The 24,664-nt window shown below is 39.5% G+C and carries 23 protein-coding genes and 1 pseudogene; 15 read left to right on the top strand and 9 right to left on the bottom strand.

Features of this window, described 5'->3' with window-relative positions; all coding sequences use genetic code 11:
• Positions 1–62 precede the first annotated feature (62 nt).
• Together QM923_RS04300 and QM923_RS04295 are read left to right on the top strand one after the other, a co-directional pair.
• Positions 63–1,313 (top strand): dicarboxylate/amino acid:cation symporter, encoded by a 1,251-nt coding sequence (locus QM923_RS04300; RefSeq protein ID WP_414291002.1) that lies wholly within the window; start codon positions 63–65, stop codon positions 1,311–1,313.
• A 13-nt stretch (positions 1,314–1,326) separates the two neighbouring features.
• Positions 1,327–2,268 (top strand): ATP-grasp domain-containing protein, encoded by a 942-nt coding sequence (locus QM923_RS04295; protein WP_414291001.1) that lies wholly within the window; start codon positions 1,327–1,329, stop codon positions 2,266–2,268.
• 182 nt (positions 2,269–2,450) lie between these two features.
• On the opposite strand, the gene QM923_RS04290 is transcribed toward QM923_RS04295, so the two are convergent.
• The 5 genes and pseudogenes from QM923_RS04290 to mnmL form a co-directional block, all read right to left on the bottom strand.
• Complete coding sequence (locus QM923_RS04290; protein ID WP_414291000.1) at positions 2,451–3,314, bottom strand: YihY/virulence factor BrkB family protein; 864 nt, start codon at positions 3,312–3,314, stop codon at positions 2,451–2,453.
• Positions 3,315–3,353: 39 nt separating this feature from the next.
• A pseudogene (locus tag QM923_RS04285) lies at positions 3,354–5,408 on the bottom strand (cation:proton antiporter).
• A gap of 11 nt (positions 5,409–5,419) precedes the next feature.
• Positions 5,420–5,674, bottom strand: a complete 255-nt coding sequence (locus tag QM923_RS04280) for a hypothetical protein (RefSeq protein WP_006148185.1) — start codon at positions 5,672–5,674, stop codon at positions 5,420–5,422.
• Positions 5,667–6,224 (bottom strand): tRNA 5-(aminomethyl)-2-thiouridylate-methyltransferase MnmM, encoded by a 558-nt coding sequence (mnmM, locus tag QM923_RS04275; RefSeq protein ID WP_414290999.1) that lies wholly within the window; start codon positions 6,222–6,224, stop codon positions 5,667–5,669. Before mnmM ends, QM923_RS04280 begins: the two co-directional genes overlap by 8 nt.
• A 10-nt stretch (positions 6,225–6,234) precedes the next feature.
• The gene (gene mnmL / locus QM923_RS04270; RefSeq protein ID WP_254724348.1) at positions 6,235–7,164 is read right to left on the bottom strand and encodes a tRNA modification radical SAM protein MnmL/YtqA; all 930 of its coding nucleotides are present in this window, start codon (positions 7,162–7,164) and stop codon (positions 6,235–6,237) included.
• Between the two features lie 189 nt (positions 7,165–7,353).
• Here mnmL and QM923_RS04265 point away from each other — a divergent pair, with 189 nt between their 5' ends.
• The 6 genes from QM923_RS04265 to QM923_RS04240 all read left to right on the top strand — a co-directional run bounded on the left by QM923_RS04265 (position 7,354) and on the right by QM923_RS04240 (position 14,009).
• The gene (locus QM923_RS04265; protein WP_414290998.1) at positions 7,354–9,540 is read left to right on the top strand and encodes a PTS transporter subunit IIBC; all 2,187 of its coding nucleotides are present in this window, start codon (positions 7,354–7,356) and stop codon (positions 9,538–9,540) included.
• 53 nt (positions 9,541–9,593) lie between these two features.
• Positions 9,594–10,412, top strand: coding sequence for an endonuclease/exonuclease/phosphatase family protein (locus QM923_RS04260; RefSeq protein WP_414290997.1), 819 nt, complete (start codon positions 9,594–9,596; stop codon positions 10,410–10,412).
• A 149-nt stretch (positions 10,413–10,561) separates the two neighbouring features.
• Complete coding sequence (locus QM923_RS04255; RefSeq protein WP_414290996.1) at positions 10,562–11,287, top strand: CppA N-terminal domain-containing protein; 726 nt, start codon at positions 10,562–10,564, stop codon at positions 11,285–11,287.
• A complete protein-coding gene (locus QM923_RS04250) occupies positions 11,284–12,216 on the top strand; it encodes a serine hydrolase domain-containing protein (RefSeq protein ID WP_414290995.1) in 933 nt (310 codons plus the stop codon). The genes QM923_RS04255 and QM923_RS04250 overlap by 4 nt, the downstream gene beginning before the upstream one ends.
• A gap of 9 nt (positions 12,217–12,225) precedes the next feature.
• The gene (locus QM923_RS04245; RefSeq protein ID WP_414290994.1) at positions 12,226–13,137 is read left to right on the top strand and encodes a DMT family transporter; all 912 of its coding nucleotides are present in this window, start codon (positions 12,226–12,228) and stop codon (positions 13,135–13,137) included.
• A gap of 113 nt (positions 13,138–13,250) precedes the next feature.
• Positions 13,251–14,009, top strand: a complete 759-nt coding sequence (locus QM923_RS04240) for a CPBP family intramembrane glutamic endopeptidase (RefSeq protein WP_414290993.1) — start codon at positions 13,251–13,253, stop codon at positions 14,007–14,009.
• A 43-nt stretch (positions 14,010–14,052) separates the two neighbouring features.
• On the opposite strand, the gene QM923_RS04235 is transcribed toward QM923_RS04240, so the two are convergent.
• Complete coding sequence (locus tag QM923_RS04235; RefSeq protein WP_414290992.1) at positions 14,053–15,336, bottom strand: uracil-xanthine permease family protein; 1,284 nt, start codon at positions 15,334–15,336, stop codon at positions 14,053–14,055.
• 465 nt (positions 15,337–15,801) lie between these two features.
• Complete coding sequence (rsmG, locus tag QM923_RS04230) at positions 15,802–16,515, bottom strand: 16S rRNA (guanine(527)-N(7))-methyltransferase RsmG (protein WP_414290991.1); 714 nt, start codon at positions 16,513–16,515, stop codon at positions 15,802–15,804.
• Between the two features lie 94 nt (positions 16,516–16,609).
• Between rsmG and QM923_RS04225 the strand changes: the two genes are divergently transcribed.
• Together QM923_RS04225 and htpX are read left to right on the top strand one after the other, a co-directional pair.
• Positions 16,610–17,170: a LemA family protein gene (locus QM923_RS04225; protein ID WP_414290990.1), complete on the top strand. Its 561-nt coding sequence runs from the start codon at positions 16,610–16,612 to the stop codon at positions 17,168–17,170.
• A gap of 1 nt (position 17,171) precedes the next feature.
• Entirely contained in the window at positions 17,172–18,071 is a 900-nt protein-coding gene (gene htpX / locus QM923_RS04220; RefSeq protein WP_414290989.1) for a zinc metalloprotease HtpX, read from the top strand.
• Positions 18,072–18,114: 43 nt separating this feature from the next.
• On the opposite strand, the gene QM923_RS04215 is transcribed toward htpX, so the two are convergent.
• Together QM923_RS04215 and QM923_RS04210 are read right to left on the bottom strand one after the other, a co-directional pair.
• Positions 18,115–19,674, bottom strand: coding sequence for an ATP-binding cassette domain-containing protein (locus QM923_RS04215; protein ID WP_414290988.1), 1,560 nt, complete (start codon positions 19,672–19,674; stop codon positions 18,115–18,117).
• Positions 19,675–20,020: 346 nt separating this feature from the next.
• Positions 20,021–20,350, bottom strand: a complete 330-nt coding sequence (locus tag QM923_RS04210; RefSeq protein WP_414290987.1) for a helicase BlpT — start codon at positions 20,348–20,350, stop codon at positions 20,021–20,023.
• A 169-nt stretch (positions 20,351–20,519) separates the two neighbouring features.
• Here QM923_RS04210 and QM923_RS04205 point away from each other — a divergent pair, with 169 nt between their 5' ends.
• The 5 genes from QM923_RS04205 to QM923_RS04185 all read left to right on the top strand — a co-directional run bounded on the left by QM923_RS04205 (position 20,520) and on the right by QM923_RS04185 (position 24,493).
• Complete coding sequence (locus tag QM923_RS04205) at positions 20,520–21,062, top strand: YceD family protein (RefSeq protein ID WP_414290986.1); 543 nt, start codon at positions 20,520–20,522, stop codon at positions 21,060–21,062.
• Positions 21,063–21,692 carry an endonuclease III gene (gene nth, locus QM923_RS04200; protein WP_036753407.1) on the top strand — a complete coding sequence of 210 codons (630 nt, stop codon included), beginning with the start codon at positions 21,063–21,065 and terminating at the stop codon, positions 21,690–21,692.
• A 209-nt stretch (positions 21,693–21,901) separates the two neighbouring features.
• Positions 21,902–22,423 carry a bifunctional pyr operon transcriptional regulator/uracil phosphoribosyltransferase PyrR gene (gene pyrR / locus QM923_RS04195; protein ID WP_004252509.1) on the top strand — a complete coding sequence of 174 codons (522 nt, stop codon included), beginning with the start codon at positions 21,902–21,904 and terminating at the stop codon, positions 22,421–22,423.
• Between the two features lie 17 nt (positions 22,424–22,440).
• Complete coding sequence (locus tag QM923_RS04190) at positions 22,441–23,364, top strand: aspartate carbamoyltransferase catalytic subunit (RefSeq protein ID WP_414290985.1); 924 nt, start codon at positions 22,441–22,443, stop codon at positions 23,362–23,364.
• Between the two features lie 49 nt (positions 23,365–23,413).
• Complete coding sequence (locus tag QM923_RS04185) at positions 23,414–24,493, top strand: carbamoyl phosphate synthase small subunit (protein WP_414290984.1); 1,080 nt, start codon at positions 23,414–23,416, stop codon at positions 24,491–24,493.
• The last annotated feature ends 171 nt before the right edge of the window (positions 24,494–24,664 follow it).

The following is a 24,664-nucleotide window of genomic DNA, read 5'->3' as shown; positions in this document are numbered from 1 at the left end:
ATATTAGTCAGGAGAGAAGAATAGTAGTAGAATGAGTAGCAAATAAAACAAAGGAGTTTCTTATGAAATTAGTTACTTTATGGTCAAAACTCTCACTAGGCATTCAATTATTGGTGGCTTTGGTCTTGGGTGTTATCGCTGCCCTTATCTGGCCACAATTTGCAGGCTTTTATCAATTTTTAGGTCAAGCCTTTATTAAATTGATCAATATGGTTATCATTCCGCTAATCTTCCCAACCATCGTTGTTGCAGTAGCTGGAGTTATCGGAAAAAAATCTTTCGGAAAAATCTTGACCAAGAGTTTGGTTTACTTTTTCGTCGTAACAACTGCCATTACTCTTTTGTTTGTATTTGCTAGTTACTATTTAGGATTTGGTCAAGGAGTGAATATTGGTCAAACTGGTGGAAACCTTGATGGGATTGCCAACAATGTCAAATTTAGCGAATTTTTGCTTGGTTTCATTCCATCAAATATCGTTAAATCTCTTTCAGATGGCGCTCTATTGCCAATTATCGTTTTTGCAATCTTTCTTGGTTACGGAATTGGGAATCTTAAGTCTGAGAAATCTCAGAAGATTATCGAAGGTTTTCAGATCTGGATTGAAGCCATCTACAAGATTGTTGCAGTAATTATCAAACTATCACCGATTGGTATTTTTGGATTTATCGCTAAAGATGTTGCAACTACGGGTGTCGACAAGTTGATTGGGCTTGGTCAGTTTGTAATTGGAACTTATCTGGCTTATGCTGTATTGGTTCTCCTTATTTTCCCTTTGATTGCCGTCTTCTTTAAAGTACCGTATTTATCAGCCTTTCGTGAAAATTGGAGTCTCTTGACTCTGGCTTTTGTTACTGGAAGTTCTAGTGTGGTCTTGCCATCACTTCTTAAAGATTTGAAAAAACAGGGGCATGACGAGCATACAATTGATTTAGTTGTTCCTTTAGGATATACTTTTAACTTGGAAGGAGCAGCGGTTTATTTCTCAGTAGCGACAATTTTTATCGCCCACGCCTATGGTATTCAATTTTCTTTATCAAGTCTCTTGTTTACTGTTTTATTGTTGACCTTGATTGGAAAAACTGCAGCAACTGTGCCATCAGGGGCTATCGTGGTTCTATTAGCAGCAGCACCTCAACTGGGATTGCCAGTTGAAGGAGTAGCCTTAATCTTTGCAGTTGATTTCTTTGTCAATGCTGGCCGTACTATGATCAATGTTTTGGGTCAAATCTTAACAGTCAGCGTTATCGAAAAAACAGAAGGATATATTTTAGAAGAAGAAAAGGAAAGCCAATTATCAGTCAGCTTTTCTTAAGGAGTTATAAATAATGAGTGAAGCAAAAGTTTATGTGATTCATGAGAATCTAGAATGGACTCAACATTTAGTGAAATGGTTGGAAGAATTAGAAGTCCCTTATGAACTATGGGATTTGTCTAGTGGGATTTTAGATTTGCAAAGCCCACCGCCGCAAGGTATCTTTTACAATCGTATGTCTGCCTCTTCACACACAAGAGGACATCGTTATGCGCCAGAATTTACAGAGCAAGTGATTACTTGGTTAGAAGCACACGGACGCAAAGTTGTGAATGGTACCGGTGCTATCAACCTTGAAATTAGTAAAATCAAACAATATTTGAAGTTAAACGAATCTGGTATCGAGACTCCTGCAACAGTTGCAGTTTTGGGTCAAGAAAACATTATTGAAGCGGCAAGAAAATTAAACATTTATCCTTTGATTACCAAGCACAATCGTGCAGGTAAGGGATTAGGCGTTCAACTCTTCCAAAATGAAGAGGAACTGGCAACTTATGTCAATAGCCCTCTCTTTGAACCATCAGTGGACGGGATTACCTTGTTACAAGCCTACATCAAGCCAAGTGATGGACGTATCCGTCGTTCAGAGTTTATCAATCAAAAGTTTCTCTATACTGTTTCGATTGATTCTTCAGATGGATTCCAACTGTGTCCAGCAGATGGTTGCCAAATCGGCAAGAGACCAGAGCAACTAGAAACGTCTGAAAAATTCCAGATTACAGAACCTCTACCAGATGACCGGAGAGAAGCTTATGAGAATTTCTTGAAAAATGCTCAGATTGAAGTTGCGGCGATTGAATGGGTTCAATCAGAGAGTGGAGACATTTATGTCTATGATGTAAATACCAACACCAACTACAATCCTACCGCAGAAAAGAATGCCAATATTTTTGCTCACCAACATTTGGCTCAGTATCTAAAAACAGAATTGCAAGCCCTAACGAGTGGACAATAAAGTAGAAAATTCAAAAATCCCCCAGTATCAAATGACTGGGGGATTGATTTGTTTATACTCTTCGAAAATCTCTTCAAACCACGTCAGATTCCATCTGCAACCTCAAAACGGTGTTTTGAGCAACCTGCGGCTCGCTTCCTAGTTTGCTCTTTGATTTTCATTGAGTATTAATCGATAAAAAATTATTGATTTGCTTTAAAGCCTGGATCCTTCAAACTTTGAACACTGGCATTGATGACAGCACCGATAATTAATATCTTGGCAATGATAATGAACCAGAACATCATCACAACGACGACGATTGAACTGAAAAATCTGACGTCAACGAGATAATTGACATAATTGTTGAAATAAGCTGCAAAGATGTTTAATAAAGCAATCGTCGTAGCTAGTACAAAGAGACTTCCAGGTATGACGTATCGAATCTTACTTACTTTAACATTTGGTAGGAAATAATAGAGCATAATCACGGTAGCAAAAAGGAAGGCATAGATCAGCGGTCCTGTAAAATCCTGTAGATAAGAAAATAGAGCACTCTCGGATTTCCAGTAGTTTTTAAGCAGGTCCAATAACATATGGCCGAACATACTGAGGAATAAGGCAAGGGCAAAGAGAATTTGAAGGCCAAAGCTAACCAAGAGACTCATCAGCTGGTGTGAGATAATTCCTCTATTTTTTGCAACTCCATAGGCTTTATTAAAGGCCTTCTGAAGAAAATCCATGGATTTGGAGAAAGTCCAAAGAGCTGATAAGATAGCAAAACTTAGTAAACCTGTTGATGGTTGAGTCAGAACTTCTCTGACAATTTTTGCAACAACTTCATAGATTGTATCTGGTAAAAATTCCTTGATTGTTAATAGAAAGTTTGAGATGGGAATTTGAAAGTAGGGTAAGATATTGACCACTATCATGAGTAAAGGGAAGATTGAAATCAACCAATAGTAGGCAACAGCAACGCTAGTTAACTCACTATCGGAGGCTTGATAGTAGTGCAAAAAAGCTTTTAATAAGGGTCTATCAGTCAGCTGTTTCCACAACTTTTTCATGTTACAATCCTCCAGTTTTTCTCTTGTTTTCTATAGACTTTAATTTCTTCGAACTAATTCCATCATATCATAAGGTAAGGTATTAGCAGATTCTTTTAAGGAATAAGTTTCTAAATTATTGACATTTTGGCGTAGCTTTTTAGCATACTGAGCTGAGATGAGTTTTTGAGCTTCGTATTCAAAGATACACTTACGCTCAAGGTAGTATCCTCTAAGCATTTCATCAATGTTATTGGGTTTGATACGATTGATAACCCGTTCCACAAAGGCACCACTCGTAATATGACTGGTTTCGCGAAGACGAGATTCCTGCATGAAGCTGATCAGAGAACTCTTATAAATCCCTTTAAGGTTTTCCAAACTCTCGATAATAATTTCAGTGTTGGCTAGGTAGAGTTCTGCAATCTGGTCATAATCAATGGCAAGAAGTCGCTGTTTTTCCTTGTCTTTCCACGAACGGAATGTTTTCCCAAATGTGAGCAATTCATGAAGTAGAAAACGAAGAATGCGTATGGAGACAAGGAAGTAGTAGGTTAGTCGAGAAGCAAAGTTTCGCTTAATATTTTTCTCCATATTTTTCAAGTAGCGTTGATAGACACGATAAGCACGATCTCCAATCTTCCCTTCTTCATAGGCTTGTTCCAAGCCATCGCTTTCAACACTGAGAATCAAGAGTTTAAGAGCTTCCCAGTCCTCTTGAATTTCTTTGTTTTCTTGACTAAGAATAAGATTTTCAATACGTCCATGATAATTGTCAATAGCCGCATAGAGTGGAACCTTGTTTTTTGTGTTCTCTAAATCCTTCTCTAATTCCATGGCAACATCGTTTAAGATAGCGATGTGCATGAGCTGATCCTTAGATGGTTCTTTCTCTTCAGAAAGGTGTGGGAGTACTAGTAATCCCGTCAGGAAACTTACCAGGGTTACACCAGCTACAAGGAAGAGAAGAAGAGGATATTCTTGTTCCAGATTAGACGGTATCAAAAGGATAGTGGCAATGGATACAGTTCCCTTGACACCAGAAAAGGTAAGGAGGAGCATGTCTTTGACATATTTGTCTAAACTTTTATGAAGCTTCTTAATCCGAAATGCGTAGAATCCATAGATCATGACAAAGCGGATAGCAAAAAGCAGGAAGGTCAAGAGGAAAACGCTGAGTAAGAGAAGCATTTTGTTGTAGAAAGCACTCTTAAGAATTGGTTCCGCGATCATTTCCAGTTCCATCCCAAGAATGACAAAGACTGAACCATTGAGCATAAAGGTTACAGTCTGCCAAACAGTCTCAGTAACTGTATCAACTTGCGCTTCAAGCAGATTTATTTTCTTGAAACGACTGGCTTTCAGAATCCCAGCAACAACAACGGCGATGATGCCTGAAACATGAATTCCTTCAGCAATGAAGAATGTTAGAAGCGGTAAACTAAGTTCCAATAAGAGCTCACTTGCGATATCTGTTGCACGGACGCTGAGTAGAAAAGTATGGAGGAAGCGATTGATTAGGGCTGTTATCAAGCCGACTGCAAAACCTCCAACGATGGAAATGGCTAATGAAGTTCCGGCTTGGGTAAGGGAGAATGTTCCTGTTGTCCAAGCGATGAGAGCCATTCGAAAGGCTACTAGTCCAGAAGCATCATTCAGAAGACCTTCCCCCTTTAGGATATTAGAGACCCGTTTTGGGAAGGAAAAGCGTTGAGAAAGGGATGCGAAGGCGACTAGGTCAGTAGGACCTAAGGCGGCACCAACTGCTACGCAGGCGGCTAACGGAAGGCTAGCCCAAAGGACATGGGCGACTCCTCCCATGCTCAGGGCTGAGATAAAGATAACTGGAAAAATCAATTAGAGGACAATCCGCCAGTGTTTTAGGATAGAAGTAATGTCTGCTTCTTGAGCCTCTCGGAATAGTAGTGGCCCAATGACTAAAGCTAGGAATAACTCAGTATCTAAATGATATTGGTTGTTGGGTAAACAAAGTCCAATTCCAATCCCTAACAAAATTTGAATCAGAGGCATGGGTAAAAAGGGCAGAAGCTTATTGGTCGTACTAGAAACAATAAGAACTAGTAAAAATACCAAGAGATAAAAAAGTAAATTCATTTTCCACCTCCCTATTTTTGTTTACGACAATTTTCAAAAAGTTCCTTTTGTTCTTGGATTTTTTGATCGATCTTTGAGCAGTCCTTATGCTCGATTTTCTTCTGACAACGCTCCATTTCAAGTGAAATCATTTTCTTCTTGATTTTCAGCATTTTTTTACTCATATGTGCTTCATCCAAAATACCAACTGCACGTTCATGTTGGGTTGACTCGACAAAGTTGTGACGAAGAGCTTCGATTTTATCTTTTAGGTATTGTTTATCCATGTCGATACCTTTCTAATTTTTCAATCATAACTAAAAATGGTGGATTGTTAATTTGGTTGAGGGTGCGATAGATAGTAGCAGTATATTCTTGTTGCGGTAACTGACTAACATAATCCATAACTGCATCCCGTTCTATATCTCCGCCTTCATGCCCGTAATAAATCATGATGGCTATTCGTCCGCCTTTAACGAGCATCTGACAGAGTTTTTCAAGTGCCTCAATGGTTGTGTGAGGTTTAGTAATGATAGACTTATCGGCAGAAGGAAGATAACCTAGATTAAAGATGGCTGCTTTCACCTCAGTTACAGACTGATCTACGGTTTCATGACCTTGTAGAAGTAACTCGACATTGGTCAAACCGGCTTCTTGTAGTCGTTGACTTGTTTTTTGAAGAGCTTGTTCTTGTATATCAAAAGCGTAGACTTGTTTAGCTAATTTGGCAAGGAAAAGTGTATCATGGCCATTCCCCATCGTTGCATCTACAACAACATCATCTTTTGTGATGACTTGGGCAAGAAAATCATGTGCCATATCAAGTGGTTTTTTCATTCATAAACTCCTATTTTACAGCCTTGCATCCTTGGACACTACCTCGACGTCTCATTTCAGCTTCTATGCTATTTAGAACTTCCCATTTATTGAGACTCCACATAGGCCCAATTAGCATATCTCTAGGCGCATCACCCGTAATTCGATGGATTACTATATGTTTGGGAATAATTTCTAGCTGGTCACAGATAACTTTCACATAGTCATCTTGACTCATAAGCTGCAGTCTACCCTCGTGATAATCACGTTGCATCCGAGTATTTGTCATAAGGTGAAGTAGGTGAAGTTTAATCCCTTGAATATCATTATCAGTCACACAACGACGAACATTTTCCACCATCATGTCATGAGTTTCACCTGGCAAACCATTAATTAAATGAGCTACAATCTCAATCTTTGGATATTTTCTCAAGCGTTTAACTGTCTCCACATAAAGTTCATAGGAGTGGGCACGGTTAATTAATTCAGAAGTTTCCTCATAGGTTGTTTGTAAACCTAACTCTACAGTAACATGCATTCGTTCTGACAGTTCTGCCAAGTATTCGATAGTCTCATCAGGCAGGCAATCTGGCCGTGTACCGATATTGATTCCAACCACACCAGGTTCATTAATAGCTTGTTCATAGCGTTCGCGAATGACTTCGAGTTTTTCATGAGTATTAGTAAAGTTTTGGAAATAGACTAGATATTTTTTTACATCTGGCCATTTACGGTGCATAAAGTCAATTTCTTTATAAAATTGCTCACGAATAGGAGCGTCAGGTGCAACGATAGCATCTCCAGATCCAGAAACTGTACAGAAAGTACAACCTCCATGAGCTACTGTACCATCACGATTTGGACAATCAAATCCGGCATCGATAGGAACTTTGAAAGTTTTTTCTCCGAATAAATTTCGATAATAATCATTCAAGGTATTATAGGATTTCATAGCTAATATTATATCAGAAATCACTTATAAACTCAAAAACAGCTAGTATATAAAAGTTTTGAAAAACTCTTTGTATAAAAAAATTCAATTTTTTTTATAAAAGCCTTTACAAAAAAATAAAAAGTGGTAAAATTAAAACATAAACATGCGCAAACGTTTTCGTAAAACGTTTGCCGAATAAATATAAAGGAGATTTGAATGATGAAAGATACATTCAAAAATGTCTTGTCTTTCGAATTTTGGCAGAAATTCGGTAAGGCTCTAATGGTGGTTATCGCTGTTATGCCAGCGGCTGGATTGATGATTTCAATCGGTAAGTCACTTGCAATGATTGACCCAAACCTTGCTCCCCTAGTTATTACTGGTGGCGTACTAGAGCAAATTGGTTGGGGGGTTATCGGTAACCTTCATATTTTGTTTGCCCTCGCTATTGGAGGAAGCTGGGCTAAGGAACGTGCAGGAGGTGCGTTTGCAGCAGGTCTTGCCTTTATCTTAATCAACCGTATCACTGGTACAATCTTCGGTGTATCAGGGGATATGTTGAAAGATCCTAACGCTATGGTTTCAACAATCTTTGGTGGATCAATCAAAGTTTCTGATTACTTTATTAGTGTTATGGAAGCTCCAGCACTGAACATGGGTGTCTTCGTAGGGATTATTTCTGGTTTTGTGGGGGCAACTGCCTTTAACAAATACTACAACTTCCGTAAACTTCCTGATGCACTTTCATTCTTTAACGGGAAACGTTTTGTACCATTTGTAGTTATTCTTCGCTCAGCAATCGCTGCAATTCTTCTTTCAGCTTTCTGGCCAGTTGTTCAAACAGGTATCAACAACTTTGGTATTTGGATTGCTAACTCTCAAGAAACAGCTCCAGTTCTAGCACCATTCTTATATGGAACTTTGGAACGCTTACTCTTGCCATTTGGACTTCACCACATGTTGACTATCCCAATGAACTATACAGCTCTTGGTGGTACTTATGATATTTTAACTGGTGCAGCAAAAGGCACTCAAGTATTTGGACAAGATCCACTTTGGCTTGCATGGGTAACTGACCTTGTAAACCTTAAAGGTACTGACGCAGCTCAATACCAACACTTGTTAGATACAGTACATCCAGCTCGTTTCAAAGTTGGACAAATGATTGGTTCGTTCGGTATTTTGATGGGTGTGGCTGCTGCGATTTACCGTAATGTTGAAGCAGACAAGAAACACCAATACAAAGGAATGATGATTGCGACAGCTCTTGCAACTTTCTTGACTGGTGTTACTGAGCCGATTGAATATATGTTCATGTTCGTTGCAACACCTCTTTACCTTGTCTACTCTGTGGTTCAAGGTGCTGCCTTTGCAATGGCTGATATTGTGAACCTTCGTGTGCACTCATTCGGTTCAATCGAATTCTTGACTCGTACTCCACTGGCTGTTAACGCAGGCCTTGGAATGGATATTATTAACTTTGTTTGGGTAACTGTCCTCTTTGCAGTTATCATGTACTTCATTGCTAATTTCATGATTCAAAAATTCAACTATGCTACTCCAGGACGTAATGGAAATTACGAAACAGCTGAAGGTGCTACTGAAGAAGGATCTAACGGAGAAGGGCAAGTTGCTGCAGCTTCTCAAGCTGTAAATATTATCAATCTTCTTGGTGGACGTGCTAATATCGTCGATGTTGACGCTTGTATGACTCGTCTACGTGTTACAGTAAAAGATGCTGAAAAAGTTGGTTCTGAAGCACAATGGAAAGCAGAAGGAGCTATGGGGCTTGTCATGAAAGGACAAGGAGTTCAAGCTATCTACGGACCAAAAGCCGACGTTTTGAAATCAGATATCCAAGATATTCTTGATTCAGGTCAAGTTATTCCAGAAACACTTCCAAGTCAAATGGCAGCAGCTCAAAAAGATGCTGTTGTATACAAAGGAGTGACTGAAGAAGTTTACTCAGTTGCTGACGGTCAAGTTATCAAATTGGAACAAGTTAAGGACCCTGTCTTCTCACAAAAAATGATGGGGGATGGATTTGCAGTAGAACCATCGAATGGAAACATTGTATCTCCAGTTTCAGGTACTGTATCAAGTATCTTCCCAACTAAGCATGCTCTTGGTCTTGTGACTGCAGAAGGTCTTGAAGTTCTTGTTCACATCGGTCTTGATACTGTAAGTTTGGAAGGAAAACCATTCGATGTGAAGGTTTCAGAAGGCCAAGCAGTAGCTGCTGGTGATCTCTTAGTCAAAGCTGACCTTGGTGCTATTCAGGCAGCAGGTCGTGAAACTACAACTGTAGTTGTCTTTACAAATGGAGACGCAATCAAGTCAGTTAAATTGGAACAAACAGGTTCTCTTGCAGCTAACACACCAGTTGCAAAAGTAGAATTGTAATACACTAAGGGGTTGGAAGCTGTTTTCCAACCTCTTGTTTATAGGAGAAAAACATGAAATTTTTAACACTCAATACTCATAGTTGGATGGAAAAAAATCCTGAAGAAAAATTTCAGCTCTTGTTTCAAGATATACTTGAAAACAGCTATGATTTGATTTGTTTTCAAGAAATCAACCAAGAAATTACATCAGCACAAGTAGAGGCGGGGCCGCTATATCAACCTTTACCTTCAGCAGAACCCATTCACCAAGACCACTATGTTCGTCTTTTGGTAGAGAAGTTGTCTGAAAAAGGACTGGACTATTATTGGACATGGGCTTATAATCATATTGGTTATGACCGTTATCATGAGGGTGTGGCTATACTATCTAAAACACCTATAGAGGCGCGTGAGATTTTGGTTTCAGATGTAGATGATCCAACTGATTATCACACTCGTCGAGTTGCACTAGTAGAAACAGTAGTAGAAGGTAAAGAGCTTGCAGTTGCGAGTGTGCATCTCTCTTGGTGGGATAAAGGATTCCAAGAGGAATGGGCAAGATTTGAAGCAGTTTTAAAAGAGTTGAAAAAACCTCTATTACTAGCAGGAGATTTTAACAACCCTGCCGGTCAGGAAGGATATCAAGCTATCCTAACTAGTCCGCTAGGCTTACAGGATGCGTATGAAGTTGCAAAAGAGAGAAGTGGAAGCTACACTGTTCCTCCAGAAATTGATGGTTGGAAGGGAAATACAGAACCGCTTCGAATTGATTACGTCTTTACGACAAAGGATTTACAGGTAGAAAAGTTACAGGTAGTTTTTGATGGTCAAGCAAGTCCGCAGGTCAGTGATCACTATGGTCTTCAAGCAGAACTTTCTTGGAAGAACTAACAAAGAATTTTTACTAAAATAAAACGAGTCCCCCTTCGGATATGCGAAGGGGGTTCCTTATTCAAGGGGTTAATATAGTTAAAGTTTTTAGTTGAATAACTTGTAAAATGAAATAAAATCCTTTAAAATAAAAAGTGTTGGAGGAATTTATGAATGTAAATCAAATTGTGCGTATGATCCCGACGCTGAAGATAAATAATAGAAGATTAAATGAATTGTTTTATATCCAAACCTTGGGTATGAAACCCTTGCTTGAAGAGTCAGCTTTCTTATCACTAGGAGACCAGTCAGGCATTGAAAAATTGGTTTTAGAAGAATCACCAAGTATGAGAAGCCGTAAGGTTGAAGGGATCAAAAAATTAGCTAGATTGATTGTAAAAGTAGCGAATCCATCCGAGGTTGAAGCACTGCTAGCTAGAATGGAAAAACTTCCTCAACTCTATAAAGGAAACAAGGGATATGCTTTTGAAATCCTTTCACCAGAAGGGGATCTTGTCCTAATCCATGCGGAAGATGACATCAAAGATTTGAGAAAGTTTGATGAAACTGTCACTTTCCCAAAAGATGAAAAAGTGCAATATTTGACAGCATTTGATATTTCAGCAGAAATTAACTTGCCTGCTGAAACGACGAGCCTGCTTGAAAAAGAGGAAATCGAAACTAGCATAACTTTTAAGCAAGCTCAAGGTAGTGATTTGCTTGTTGAAAATAATGTAACTTGGGATTTGTCTATGTTAAAATTCCAAGTAAAAAAACTTGAATTAGCTAGTCTGCGTCAACGTTTTGAAACTGCAGGTTACTTTATTCCTAAGTCTGAGAAGTTTTTCCTAACCAAGGATGCCAACAATATCGAATTGTGGTTTGAAGAAGTATGAAACAAGAAATCATTCAAAAAATAGAGCAACAAATTGAGGCAGGGATTTATCCTGGTGCCTCTTTTGCGTATTATCGGGATGGTGAATGGTCTGATTGCTGCCTCGGAGAAGCAAATCCAGAAATCGGAGAGCAGACTTGTCAAGGTTTAGTCTATGATTTGGCAAGTGTGAGCAAAGTCGTCGGAGTTGGAACTGTCTTAACCTTCTTGTGGAAGCAAGGCAAGATTGAGCTCGATCAATCCATAAAGACCTATCTTCCAGAGGCGGATTATCCAGATATCACCATTCGTCAACTCCTCACACATTCTACGGACTTGGACCCGTTTATTATCAATAGAGACCAGTTGAATGCAGAAGAATTGAAAGAAGCTATGTATCATTTGAATCGACGAGAGAAGAGGGCTTTTCTATACTCTGATGTGCACTTTCTCTTGCTCGGTTTTCTCCTAGAGAATTACTTTGAGAAAGACTTAGACCAGATTTTACAAGAGCAAGTTTTGGATCCATGGAAGATGAAGGAAACTCAGTTTGGACCAGTTAGCAGTGCTGTCCCAACTGTTCGGGGACAGAAGGCAGGAGTGGTGCATGATCCTAAGGCACGTTTACTAGGTAAACATGCTGGAAGTGCAGGCTTGTTTTCAACTGTGAAGGATTTAAAAATCTTCCTTGAGCATTATTTACAGGATGATTTTGCTAACGGATTAAGTCAGAATTTTTCAGATTTGAGTGATAAGGAACGCTCCTTAGCCTGGAATCTTGAAGGTGATTGGCTAGACCATACAGGCTATACTGGAACCTTTATCATGTGGAATCGTAAGAAGCAGGAAGCTGCGATTTTCTTGTCCAATAGAACCTACGAAAAAGATCAGCGTGCGCAGTGGATCATAGACCGTAATCAGGTCATGGACCTAATTCGTGAAGCAGACTAGGGAGGAAGTATGTCAAAAGCTCTTAAAGGAACTTTTTTTACAGTGATTGCTGGTATTGCTTGGGGCTTGTCTGGGACCAGTGGTCAGTACCTAATGGTTCATGGGATATCGGCTCTAGTCCTAACCAATATCCGTTTGATTGTTGCAGGTTTGCTCTTAGTTCTCTTGTCCTATATAAAGTCTAAGGAACAATTTTTGGCTTTTCTAAAAGATAAATCAAGTCTGTTTTCTCTCTTACTATTTTCTTTATTTGGCCTCTTTCTGAATCAATTGGCTTATTTATCGGCTATTCAGGAGACAAATGCAGGTACAGCTACAGTGCTTCAGTATGTCTGTCCTGTTGGAATCTTGGCTTACACATGTATAAAGGATAAGGTAGCACCTACTATAGCCGAAATCCTTTCTATGATTTTAGCAATAGGTGGAACCTTTTTAATTGCGACTCATGGTCAGTTGAATCAGCTCTCTATGACACCAGCAGGTCTCTTTTGGGGCTTGTTCTCTGCTTTAACCTATGCTCTTTATATCATCTTACCCATTAAGCTCATTCAAAAATGGGGGAGCATTCTGGTTATTGGTGTCGGTATGACCATTTCAGGTTTTGTAGCAGTGCCATTTACTGGGATTATCGGTGCTAGTCTACCTATGTCATTTGATATTTTCTTAGCATTTGCTGGAATTATTCTCATCGGGACTGTTTTTGCCTACACGGCCTTTCTTAAGGGGGCAAGTATGGTTGGGCCAGTCAAATCTAGTCTCTTGGCCTCTATTGAACCAATATCTGCTGTATTTTTTGCTTTCATGATTATGGGAGATATCTTTTATCCTGTAGATTTTCTTGGTATGGCAATGATTTTATTGGCTGTGACTATTATTTCTTTAAAGGATTTAATGCTAGAAAAGAAACACAAGTCCATTTAAGAACAGAACAACCTTATAAAGAGGTTGTTTTTTTATGCTCTAGTATCAATTTAATTAATTTTAAGATTGAAAGTTTATAATGAAGTCACAAAAATAAGTTAAACGGAGGAAATATGAATTTTATACAAAGTATTCATCCTGCTAAACCTTTAAGATACTTAAAATGGTTCGACATCTTAATCATCACTGTTTTAATGTTTGGAGAGTTTATCATCCGTTCTACTCAACAATTTATGGGGAGTCTATCACCTTCAACTGTTGCTAGTGTTGCGGAAACTACAACAAATGTAGCAAGTGATGGGGCTGCTTATTCTAGTAATTTTACTTTTCAATTGATGATGTTAGGGATTACTTTCCTTTATCTCTTGATTCGAAATTATGATTTTAAACAACTTCCTATACGCTTTTCCTGGTCTGTTTTCATCTGGGTTCCCCTTATCTTTGCTATTGTTGGTATTTTTGGTGATATTGTAACAACCCTTAGTGGTGAGTACAATTATTTTAATCCTCAGTTGATTCCTTTTATAGACCCAATGGAAATCATTAGAAAATTCATGGCCTTAACGCCAATGGCTATTGGCTATGCGCTTTTAAATGGTTTTTACGAAGAATTTTTCTTCTTGGGATTACTGACTTCAGTAAAAGAAAAGCATCAGTGGCTGGTTCTGGTATACTCGGTAATCATACGGATTTCTTTCCATACCTACCAAGGATTACTCTGGGCCTTAGTTATTGGGCTTGTATATGGACTATTCTATTATTTCTTGTACAAGTATGTAGTCAAGAATTTACTGCCATTCTTTCTTATGCATGCTCTTGCAGATATGTTTGGTTCAAGTCTCTTGTACCTCTTGATTACTTGGGGAACTTAAGCAAAAAATCCACTCATTTGAGTGGATTTTTTTATGAATGCCTTTAGTCTTTATTTTCGTATGGCAAGATCAAGTTCAAAAGGATACCTGTCATTGCTGATAGGGCAGTACCTGAAAGGGTAACTGGACCAAGTTTAAGGATTGCTCCACCAAGTCCAAGCACGAGCATTGCACTTGCGATGATTAGGTTACGCATTTGACCGAAGTCTACACGTTCCTTGATCAAAACTTTCAAACCATTGCTGGCGATAACCCCATAAAGAAGGATTGACATACCACCAAGTACGGCACTAGGGATTGTAGAAATCAAAGCAGTAAATTTTCCAAGGAAGCTAAGGGCGATTGCAATAAAGGCTGCGTTACGGATAACTGAGACAGAAGCGATACGAGTCATACCGATCACCCCTGTATTTTCACCGTAGGTAGTATTAGCAGGACCACCAAGGAAGGCAGATACAGATGTTGCGATACCGTCACCAAGAAGGGTACGGTGAAGACCTGGTTCTTTCAAGAATTGACGACCACAGATTTGGCTCAAGACCGTGTGGTCTCCAATGTGTTCTGAGATTGTTACGATCGCGATTGGTAAGATTGCGATTGTTTCTGGACCGAAGTAAAGGTTGTATTCTTTGAAGGCACCACCTGTGCTAAATGGTAGGTAGAACCCTGGAATTTCGAACCAGCTAGCTTGAAGAACAGGTGTGAAGTCTACTAGACCAAGAAAGACTGCAAAGATATATCCACCGATAATGGCAAATAAGAAAGGAATGATACGAAGGAATCCTTTTCCTTTTGTATTGATAAAGGCAGCGATGAGGAAGGTAACCACAGCTACAAGAGCATTTTTCCAGTTGCCATCAGCAACAAGACCAGCATTTGTTACCGCAGAACCTGCAAGACCAAGACCGATAACGATAATCATAGGTCCGATAACGATTGGTGGTAAAAGTTTGTCAATCCATTTTGTACCAGCAAAGCGGATGCTAGTTGAAACAAGAACGTAGATTAAACCAGTTAAGATTACCCCTGTTTGAGCGGCAGAAACATCGCCACCCATTTCCTTCATAGCAAGAGACATTGCAGTGATGAAGGCAAAAGAAGAACCGAGATAGACCGGAACTTTAAAGCCAGTACATACCATGTAAATCAGTGTTCCGACACCTGATGCAAACAGGGCAACAGATACAGGCATTCCCAAAATCAGTGGCACCAAGATGGTAGCACCAAACATGGCAAACACGTGCTGGAAGCTGAGTAGAATTCCCTTACCAAAAGAAGGACGTTGGTCAACGTCTAATAACAAATCAACAGTTGATTCTTGTTTCATAAATACCTCACTTTTTGGGCATCAAAAAAGAGCCCATTATTTACAGCAATAGGCTCTCAGAGTAAGACATCTTTAAAACATGGTTATCCCAATATTTAAAGAATTTCATATATATCTGCGTCTTCGTCACCTCACGGGATGACATTAAAAACCTTTGCTTGTGATAGTATAGCAGAAAAAAATGATTTTGTAAATCATTTTTTCCCGAGCCTTGAAACAAGAGAGCGAGGTTTGAGTCACTATGGAATATATTTTTGAATCAGGATAGAGTTGAATGATAGACGCAGTGGTTGAGTGGCCCATCTTACGCTTTGATTCTAGCTTTGATGGACCTACTCAACTTTGCGGGGGAGGGACGACGAAATCGTCATTCCAAATGGTAATCGATTTCTGTCCCTCTCCCTTTTCCCGAGCAAGGAAATAAAGACGCGAGGTATAATCTTGTGAGTATCTATTTAAAATATCCTAAAGTGGTCGTTTGTTGGGCATACCAGCCTTACGTGGATATTTGTTTGGAGTTTCTTTTTTCTTTTCTACAATGGTGATGTAGCGAGGGTCTCCATTAGGAAGTGTGTAGCTGATGTTATCTTCAACCTTACTAAAGAGAAGGTTGAGAGCATTTTTGGCTTCTGTCAATTCCTCAGGAGCATTACTGGCCTTAAGAGCTAAAAGTTTTCCACCAACTTTAAGGTAGGGAATGGTTAACTCTGAGAGAACTTGCATGTGAGCAACTGCACGAGCTGTCACAATGTCAAACTGGGCACGGAAGTTCTTGTCTTGGGCAAAGTCTTCGGCACGTCCATGGTAGAAATGAACCCCTTCTATATCAAGCTCCTCAGCCAGAAGCTGAAGGAAGTTAATACGCTTGTTCAGAGAATCAATGATGGTCACATCTAGCTGAGGGTAGAGAATCTTCATAGGGAGACTTGGGAATCCTGCACCAGCGCCAATATCAAGTAACTTAATTTCTTGGTTTTCTATCAACCCTTGTAGGATAGGAGCGATAGAATCATAAAAGTGCTTAAGATAAACCTCTTCCTTTTCGGTAATGGCAGTCAGGTTGATTTTTTGGTTCCACTCGACTAAGAGTTCGAAATAGCGCTCAAATTGAAATTTTTGCTGGTCAGTCAGATTAATATTGTGTTGGTCAAGTAGTGAGTAAAATGTTTCTGGTTTCATAGCTGTATCCTTCTTATATATCATCTTATTTTACCACAAAAACATGGAAATTTGATATACTGGTACTAATCTTAAATGAGAAAGGAATCCTACTATGTCTTGGATTATTCTTGGAATTTCTACTCTTATTGTTCTCTTTGTGATTGTTAGTTATAACAGCCTAGTCAGAGGGCGTATGCAAACCAAGGAAGCTTGGAGCCAGATTGATGTTCAATTGAAGCGTCGAAATGATCTTTTGCCCAACTTAATTGAAACGGTTAAAGGTTACGCGAAATATGAAAGTTCTACACTTGAAAAAGTTACTCAACTTCGAACACAAGTAGCGGCAGCAACTACACCTGCAGAAGCCATGAAAGCTAGTGATGCACTGACTCGTCAGATATCTGGTATCTTTGCGGTGGCTGAGAATTACCCTGACTTGAAAGCTAGTAGCAACTTTGCTAAATTACAAGAAGAATTGACTAACACAGAAAATAAAATATCCTACTCTCGTCAGCTTTATAACAGTGTCGTTAGCAACTACAATGTTAAATTAGAAACCTTCCCAAGTAATTTGGTTGCTCTGATTTTTGGGTTTAAAGCGTCTGACTTTCTTCAAACTCCTGAAGAAGAAAAAGCTGTTCCTAGAGTTGATTTTAGTGGTTTAGGTGACTAAGATGCTGTATCAACAAATTGCAAGTAATAAACGTAAAACTTGGGTTTTATTAATTGTTTTCTTTCTTTTGTTAGCTATTGTAGGTTATGCAGTTGGGTATCTTTTCATGAACTCAGGTATCTGGGGCGTGACTATAGCCATGATTCTTGGCTTTATCTATGCCTTGACCATGATTTTTCAATCTACAGAGATTGTCATGAATATGAATGGTGCGCGTGAAGTTGATAGGAATGAAGAACCTGTTCTCTATCATGTTGTTGAGGATATGGCTATGGTGGCGCAAATTCCTATGCCACGAGTTTATGTAATTGATGACCCGGGTTTGAATGCTTTCGCCACAGGTTCGAATCCTCAAAATGCTGCTGTAGCAGCGACATCAGGACTTCTAGAGATCATGAATCGTGAGGAATTAGAAGCTGTAATCGGGCATGAAGTTAGTCATATTCGCAACTTAGATATTCGAATCTCTACCATTGCTGTTGCTCTTGCCAGTGCCATTAGCCTTTTATCGAGTATGGCTGGTCGTATGATGTGGTGGGGTGGAGCATCACGTAGTAGAAGAAATAGTGACCGTGACAGTGGAGGACTTGAAGTGATTATGTTAGTCATTTCTCTCCTAGCCATAGTTTTGGCACCTCTTGCAGCAACTTTAGTGCAATTAGCTATTTCTCGCCAACGAGAATTTCTAGCAGATGCTTCAAGCGTAGAATTAACTCGTAATCCGCAAGGGATGATCAATGCTTTACAAAAATTAGAAAATAGTCAACCCATGAGTCATCATGTGGATGATGCTAGTAGTGCACTTTATATCAATGATCCTCAAAAACCAGGTTTCTTGAAAAAACTATTTTATACGCATCCACCTATTTCAGAACGAATTGAGCGTTTGAAACATATGTAAAAAGTATCCAGAGGAAAACCTCTGGATGTTTTATTTCCAAAAGTTAAAGATCTTGTAAATCAACTACTTCTAAACCATGCTCTGTCAGACTATAGATACTCGTACAGACTTCTTTTAAGAAACGTCGATCATGCGAAACAGTGACGAGACCACCAGGATAAGTGGCAAAGAGTTTTCTGATTTCGGGTTGAGATGTTGGAGAAAAGTTTCGTGTGGGCTCATCCAGAAGGAGAAAGTTTGGTTTACGTAGAACTAAATTCAAAAGAAGGAGTTTGCCTTGTTGACCACCAGATAAGGAGTGGATTTGGTGGTGCATCTCTGGATAGCTGAAATTAAGACTGGCTAAGTGAGATTGGATTTTCTGTATTTCCTCTTTGTGTCCAGTTTGGCTGAGAAATTCTACTGGGGATAGATCCAATTGCAGTGTTTCTTGGTAATCTTGTGGCATAAATCCAAGCGAAATCTCTCTTTTGCCACTTAGTAGTTGATGTAACTTTGCTAAAAGAGTGGATTTGCCAACGCCATTGGGACCGATGATGCCGATTTTATCTTGACCACGAACAGTTAATTTTAGCCCTTGAGACAGAACTCGTTGGCCAATGGATAAAGTCTCATTTTCTAGTCGAACTAAGACTTTTGAAGTCGCTAATGGCTCTATATCTGAAAAGAAAAGTTGGATTTGTTCCTCTTCAAGTGGCTTTTGGGTCATGGACTGAGTTGCTTTTTCGTATCGTTTTTCTTGAGAAAGAACATTTTTCATCTTTTTAGCTAATAGGCGACCGGCAGTACTGTCTTTGGTAGCTCGAAGTGCAGTTTCGACATTTTGCTTGACTCGGCGATGCTTTTCCATGGTTTTGTCATAGGCTCTCTGGTCGTTGGCAGCTTGTTGGCTTTGTCTGACAAAACTAGCCCTTCTCTGGTCACTATAGCTATCGTAGTCTAAATGCTCTACTAGCGTTTCCGCTTCTTTCCGGTGCTTGATCAGTCGCAAGTGGATAATGGTGTCTGCTGTTTGAGAAAGAAAGTCTTCATCATGAGAAATGAAAATAACGGTTTGCCTCATCTTTTGAATCTGATTTTTTAGCCAATCAACCATCTCTATATCCAGGTCATTTGAAGGTTCATCTAAAAATAAAATCTCAAAGGGTTTGGCAAATTCATGGATGAGCTGAATTTTCAAAGCTTCACCACCCGAGAGACTACCAATTTCTTGATCACTTGCAAAACGACTGCTGTCAAAGTGTAATTCATCAGACAAGCGATAGAGAAGGCTGTAGTCTAAATCAGCAGAATCTAAAAAGAAGTAGTCCTGTAAAGACTTTTTCTTCAGTTCTTCAGGGAGATGTTGGGGAATGTAGGCCAGGGACTGAAGGTCAGATTGGATTTCTCCCCTGATAGAGAAATCAGCTAATTTTTCTCCCATTAAAGTTTTAAGTAAGGTTGATTTTCCATTTCCTTCTTCGCCTATAATAGCGACCTTTTCTCCGTCTTGGATGGTAATGTTTAAATCGGAAACAAGGTCTCTTAAATCTTTGTTTTGTGTAATGGTCAGATGATTAATTTTGATCATATTATTGCCCTTTCTAGAATATCCATATTGCATAACAAAAAGCTCTACTTTACCTAGTAGAGCCCAAAGTCTATGTCAAAAAAACTCTTTTAATACTCTTCGAAAATCAAATTCAAACCACGTCAGCGTCGCCTTACCGTACTCAAGTACAGCTTGTGGCTAGCTTCCTAGTTTGCTCTTTGATTTTCATTGAGTATAAAATGCCAGAAGAAAGAGCATAAAAGAGCGCACAAAAAGAGACAGAAACAAGATCTACTAAATAAAGGTTCTTTATTTGATAGACTTAGTTGTTCATGTCTCCCTTACCTCCGAATATTGTTGCAATCATCATACTCTTTTTGAGAAAATTTGTCAAGATTAAGCCAGAAAATCCTCTATTTTAAAACCCAAAAACAGGCCCATAAAGTGTCAACGTATGTTTAACGTGATCGTAGTGGAACTTATCATAGTTTCGCCAAGCAGTGCGAGCCTGGTCGTTTAGTTTTAGACTACCAAGTCCAATCAAAAGACTAGTCCGTTGGTAAAAAGTTTCCAGTTCAATTAAGATGGCGTTGTCTACTTTCTGAGCCTTTTTTAGTGCTCTGAGAATTTCGTCTATATTTTGCTGTAAGCGTAGGTCATCTGGCAATCCCTGTTTACAGCTTTGTATTGTTTGGTTTAATTCTGAAACGAGCTGATAGGCTTCTTTTAAAAGAGCTTTGTCTTCCATATGAGCGTCCTCCTTTGCTCATGTATTGATACCTATAGTATAGCACAAAAAATAAATTTGTCATAATAAATATATCAAAAAACCACAGAGAGATGTTTTTAAAGTTTAGAGACTTTACTTGACCTCCTTTCATGGTATAATCAAGTGAGTAAAACTTTATGGAGGAAGTATGAAATTAAATATTCAAGAAGTTCGTAAGCAGCCTGAAGGCATGCATTTTGAAGTAGCCTTAGACTTAGCAGCCGACTTACGTGAGCGTAACCAAGAAATTTTAGACGTAAAAGATATTGTCGCAGTTGGGAAGGTTCAGTATGAAGACCGTATGTTTTTCTTAGATTACCAGCTGTCTTATACCATCGTACTTGCTTCTAGTCGTAGTATGGAACCTGTTGAGTTAGCAGAGTCTTATCCAGTGACAGAAGTCTTTATGGAAGGTGCTACCAATCAACTGGACCAAGAAGTTCTTGATGATGACTTGGTTTTACCTATCGAAAATGGTGAAATCGACCTGGCTGAGAGTGTTTCAGATAATATTTTGCTAAATATTCCAATCAAGGTCTTAACGGCAGAAGAAGAAGCAGGTCAGGGATTTGTTTCTGGAAATGACTGGCAAATCATGTCTGAGGAAGAATATCAAGCTCAACAAGCAGTCAAAAAAGAAGAAAATAGTCCTTTTGCAGGTTTACAAGGGCTGTTTGATGGAGACGAATAGATGGTTTTATCCAAGAAACGTGCCCGTCATGTCATTGAGGAAATCATAGCTCTTTTTCCAGATGCAAAACCTAGTCTAGATTTTCGCAATCATTTTGAACTCTTAGTTGCAGTTATGTTGTCTGCTCAGACGACAGATGCGGCGGTAAACAAGGCGACTCCAGCTCTTTTTGAAGCCTTCCCTACACCACAAGCCATGGCAGACGCAAGTGAGAGTGACATTGCTAAGCATATTTCTCGTTTAGGTCTGTATCGAAATAAAGCAAAATTTCTTAAAAAATGTGCGCAACAGTTATTAGAAGATTTTGATGGTCAAGTTCCTCAGACTAGAGAAGAATTAGAAAGCTTGGCGGGAGTTGGGCGTAAAACAGCTAATGTAGTCATGAGTGTAGGATTCGGGATTCCAGCTTTTGCGGTAGATACCCATGTGGAGCGTATCTGTAAACACCATGATATTGTTAAAAAATCAGCAACTCCATTAGAAGTTGAAAAACGTGTCATGGATGTCTTGCCACCAGAAAAGTGGTTGGCGGCGCATCAGGCCATGATTTACTTTGGTCGTGCTATCTGTCATCCGAAAAATCCAGAATGCGAACACTATCCACAATTGTATGATTTTAGTTCATTATAAGGTCAAACATTGAATGTTTTTACTTGCTTTGAACTGGGCTTTGTGATATAGTAAAAACAATAAAATATTCCTTTAAACCTGTCCCGTGAGGCAGGCAAGGAGCTCGATAAAGTAGAAGGGTAAGTCTATGCTGTTTCCAGTATGGCTCGCTTAATGATACATTCTCAAGTCTCCTTGTCTAAGGAGACTTTTCTTTTTGGAGGTTTGTCATGAAGACAAAAGAAGTTGTAGACGAATTAACCGTCAAGCGAGCAATTACGCGTATCACTTATGAAATTATCGAACGCAACAAAGATTTGAATAAAATCATTTTAGCGGGAATTAAAACACGTGGTGTCTTTATTGCCCACCGCATCCAAGAGCGCTTGGAACAATTGGAAAACATTTCTGTTCCCGTTGTAGAATTAGATACCAAACCTTACCGTGACGATGTCAAAAGTGGTGAAGATACTTCCTTGATTTCTGTTGATGTGACAGACCGCGAAGTTATCTTGGTGGATGATGTTCTTTACACAGGTCGTACAATCCGTGCCGCTATCGATAACATTGTCGGCCATGGTCGCCCTGCCCGTGTAAGTCTTGCAGTATTAGTGGACCGTGGGCACAGAGAATTGCCAATTCGTCCGGATTACGTTGGGAAAAATATTCCAACTAGTCGTTCTGAAGAAATCATCGTTGAGATGACGGAACTTGATGGCCAAGATAGAGTTTTGATTACTGAAGAAGCTTAAAATCTAAAGGAGTAGCCATGTCAGAAAATCAACAAGCAATCAAACATGTGGTGTCCATGGAAGATCTCACTGTAGATCAGGTTATAAAATTGATTAAACGAGGGATTGAGTTTAAAAATGGAGCCCAGTTGCCCTACGAAGACCATCCCATTGTTTCCAACCTTTTCTTTGAAAATTCGACAAGAACGCATAAATCCTTCGAAGTTGCAGAGATTAAACTGGGATTGGAACGACTTGACTTTGATGTGAATACAAGTTCGGTAAACAAGGGTGAAACACTCTATGATACAATCTTGACCTTGTCTGCGCTTGGTGTAGATATCTGTGTTATTCGGCACCCAGAGGTTGATTACTACAGGGAATTGATTGCGAGCCCAACCATTACGACATCGATTATCAATGGTGGTGATGGCTCAGGGCAACATCCTAGTCAGAGTCTGCTTGATTTGATGACAATTTACGAAGAATTTGGCCGTTTTGAAGGGCTCAAGGTTGCCATTGCAGGTGACTTGGACCATTCACGTGTTGCCAAGTCCAATATGCAGATTTTGAAACGTTTAGGTGCTGAACTTTACTTTGCAGGACCTGAGGAATGGAGAAGTCAAGAGTTTGCAGATTATGGTCAATTTGTAACTATTGACGAGATTGTTGACCAGGTGGATGTTCTGATGTTGCTTCGAGTTCAACATGAACGCCACGAAAGTGGAGCAGTCTTCTCAAAAGAAGAGTATCACGTTCAACACGGCTTGAACCAAGAACGCTATAATCGCTTAAAAGAAGAAGCAATCATTATGCATCCGGCTCCTGTGAATCGGGATGTGGAAATTGCCGATCATCTTGTTGAAGCACCAAAATCACGCATTGTTCAACAAATGACCAATGGAGTATTTGTTCGAATGGCAATCTTAGAATCCGTATTGGCAAGTAGAAAAGCCAAATAAGACACAAGACGTTAAAAGACGCCAGTGAGCGTCCACGAGAGGTGAAAATATGACAAAACGACTTCTAGTTTTAGAAGATGGCACAGTTTTTGAAGGTAAGGCCTTCGGTGCAGATATTGATGTAACTGGGGAAATAGTCTTTAACACTGGAATGACAGGTTATCAAGAATCCATTACAGACCAATCTTATAATGGACAAATCTTGACCTTCACATATCCACTAGTAGGGAATTATGGAGTTAACCGTGACGACTACGAGTCTATCAGTCCTACTTGTAAGGGAGTTGTGGTTTTCGAAGAGGCACGTAGAGCAAGTAACTGGCGTAACCAAATGACGCTGGACGAATTCTTGAAGGCTAAGAAAATTCCTGGAATTTCAGGCATTGACACTCGAGCTCTTACAAAGATTATTCGTAAACATGGTACCATGAGAGCGACTCTAACACATGCTGGCGATAGTATGGATCACATTGCAGATCAACTTCAAGCAACTATCTTACCGACTGATAATATCAGACAAGTTTCTACAAAGACTGCTTATCCGGCTCCAGGAGTTGGCTTGAGCGTTGTTTTAGTAGACTTCGGCCTTAAACACTCTATTTTACGAGAGCTATCTAAACGTGATTGTAATGTGACTGTAGTTCCATACACAACTACGGCTGAGGAAATCTTGCATTTAAACCCTGACGGAGTTATGTTGTCAAATGGTCCTGGAAATCCAGAAGATGTACCAGAAGCTCTTGAGATGATCCGAGGTATTCTCGGGAAAATTCCAATCTTTGGTATCTGTATGGGTCACCAGCTCTTTGCCATGGCAAATGGTGCTAAGACCTATAAAATGAAGTTTGGTCACCGTGGCTTTAACCACGCAGTACGTGAAATTGCAACTGGGCGCGTGGACTTCACTAGTCAAAATCATGGTTATGCAGTGAGCCGTGAGGATTTACCAGAGCACTTAATCATCACCCACGAAGAAATCAATGACAAGTCAGTTGAAGGCGTACGTCACAGATATCTACCAGGTTTCTCTGTGCAATTCCACCCAGACGCAGCTCCTGGGCCACATGATGCAAGTTATCTATTTGATGAGTTCATCGAGATGATGGAAGCTTTTAAACAAGCAAACTAAAGACGAGTGAGAAATCGTCGGAGAATTTATGGAATTGAACACGGACGGAAAGCTCGGAATTTAGATAAACCAACAAGGATAGAAATCCTTCTATGGTTTCCTAAAATTCAGTCGCTTTCTTATCGTCCTTTGTATCTTATTTAATGTCGCTCTGTGAGGCGACGAATAGAA

It is taken from the genome of Streptococcus infantis, from assembly GCF_047463275.1.
Taxonomy (GTDB): Bacteria; Bacillota; Bacilli; order Lactobacillales; family Streptococcaceae; genus Streptococcus; species Streptococcus infantis_AF.
This window is presented reverse-complemented; position numbering and strand designations above follow the sequence as displayed.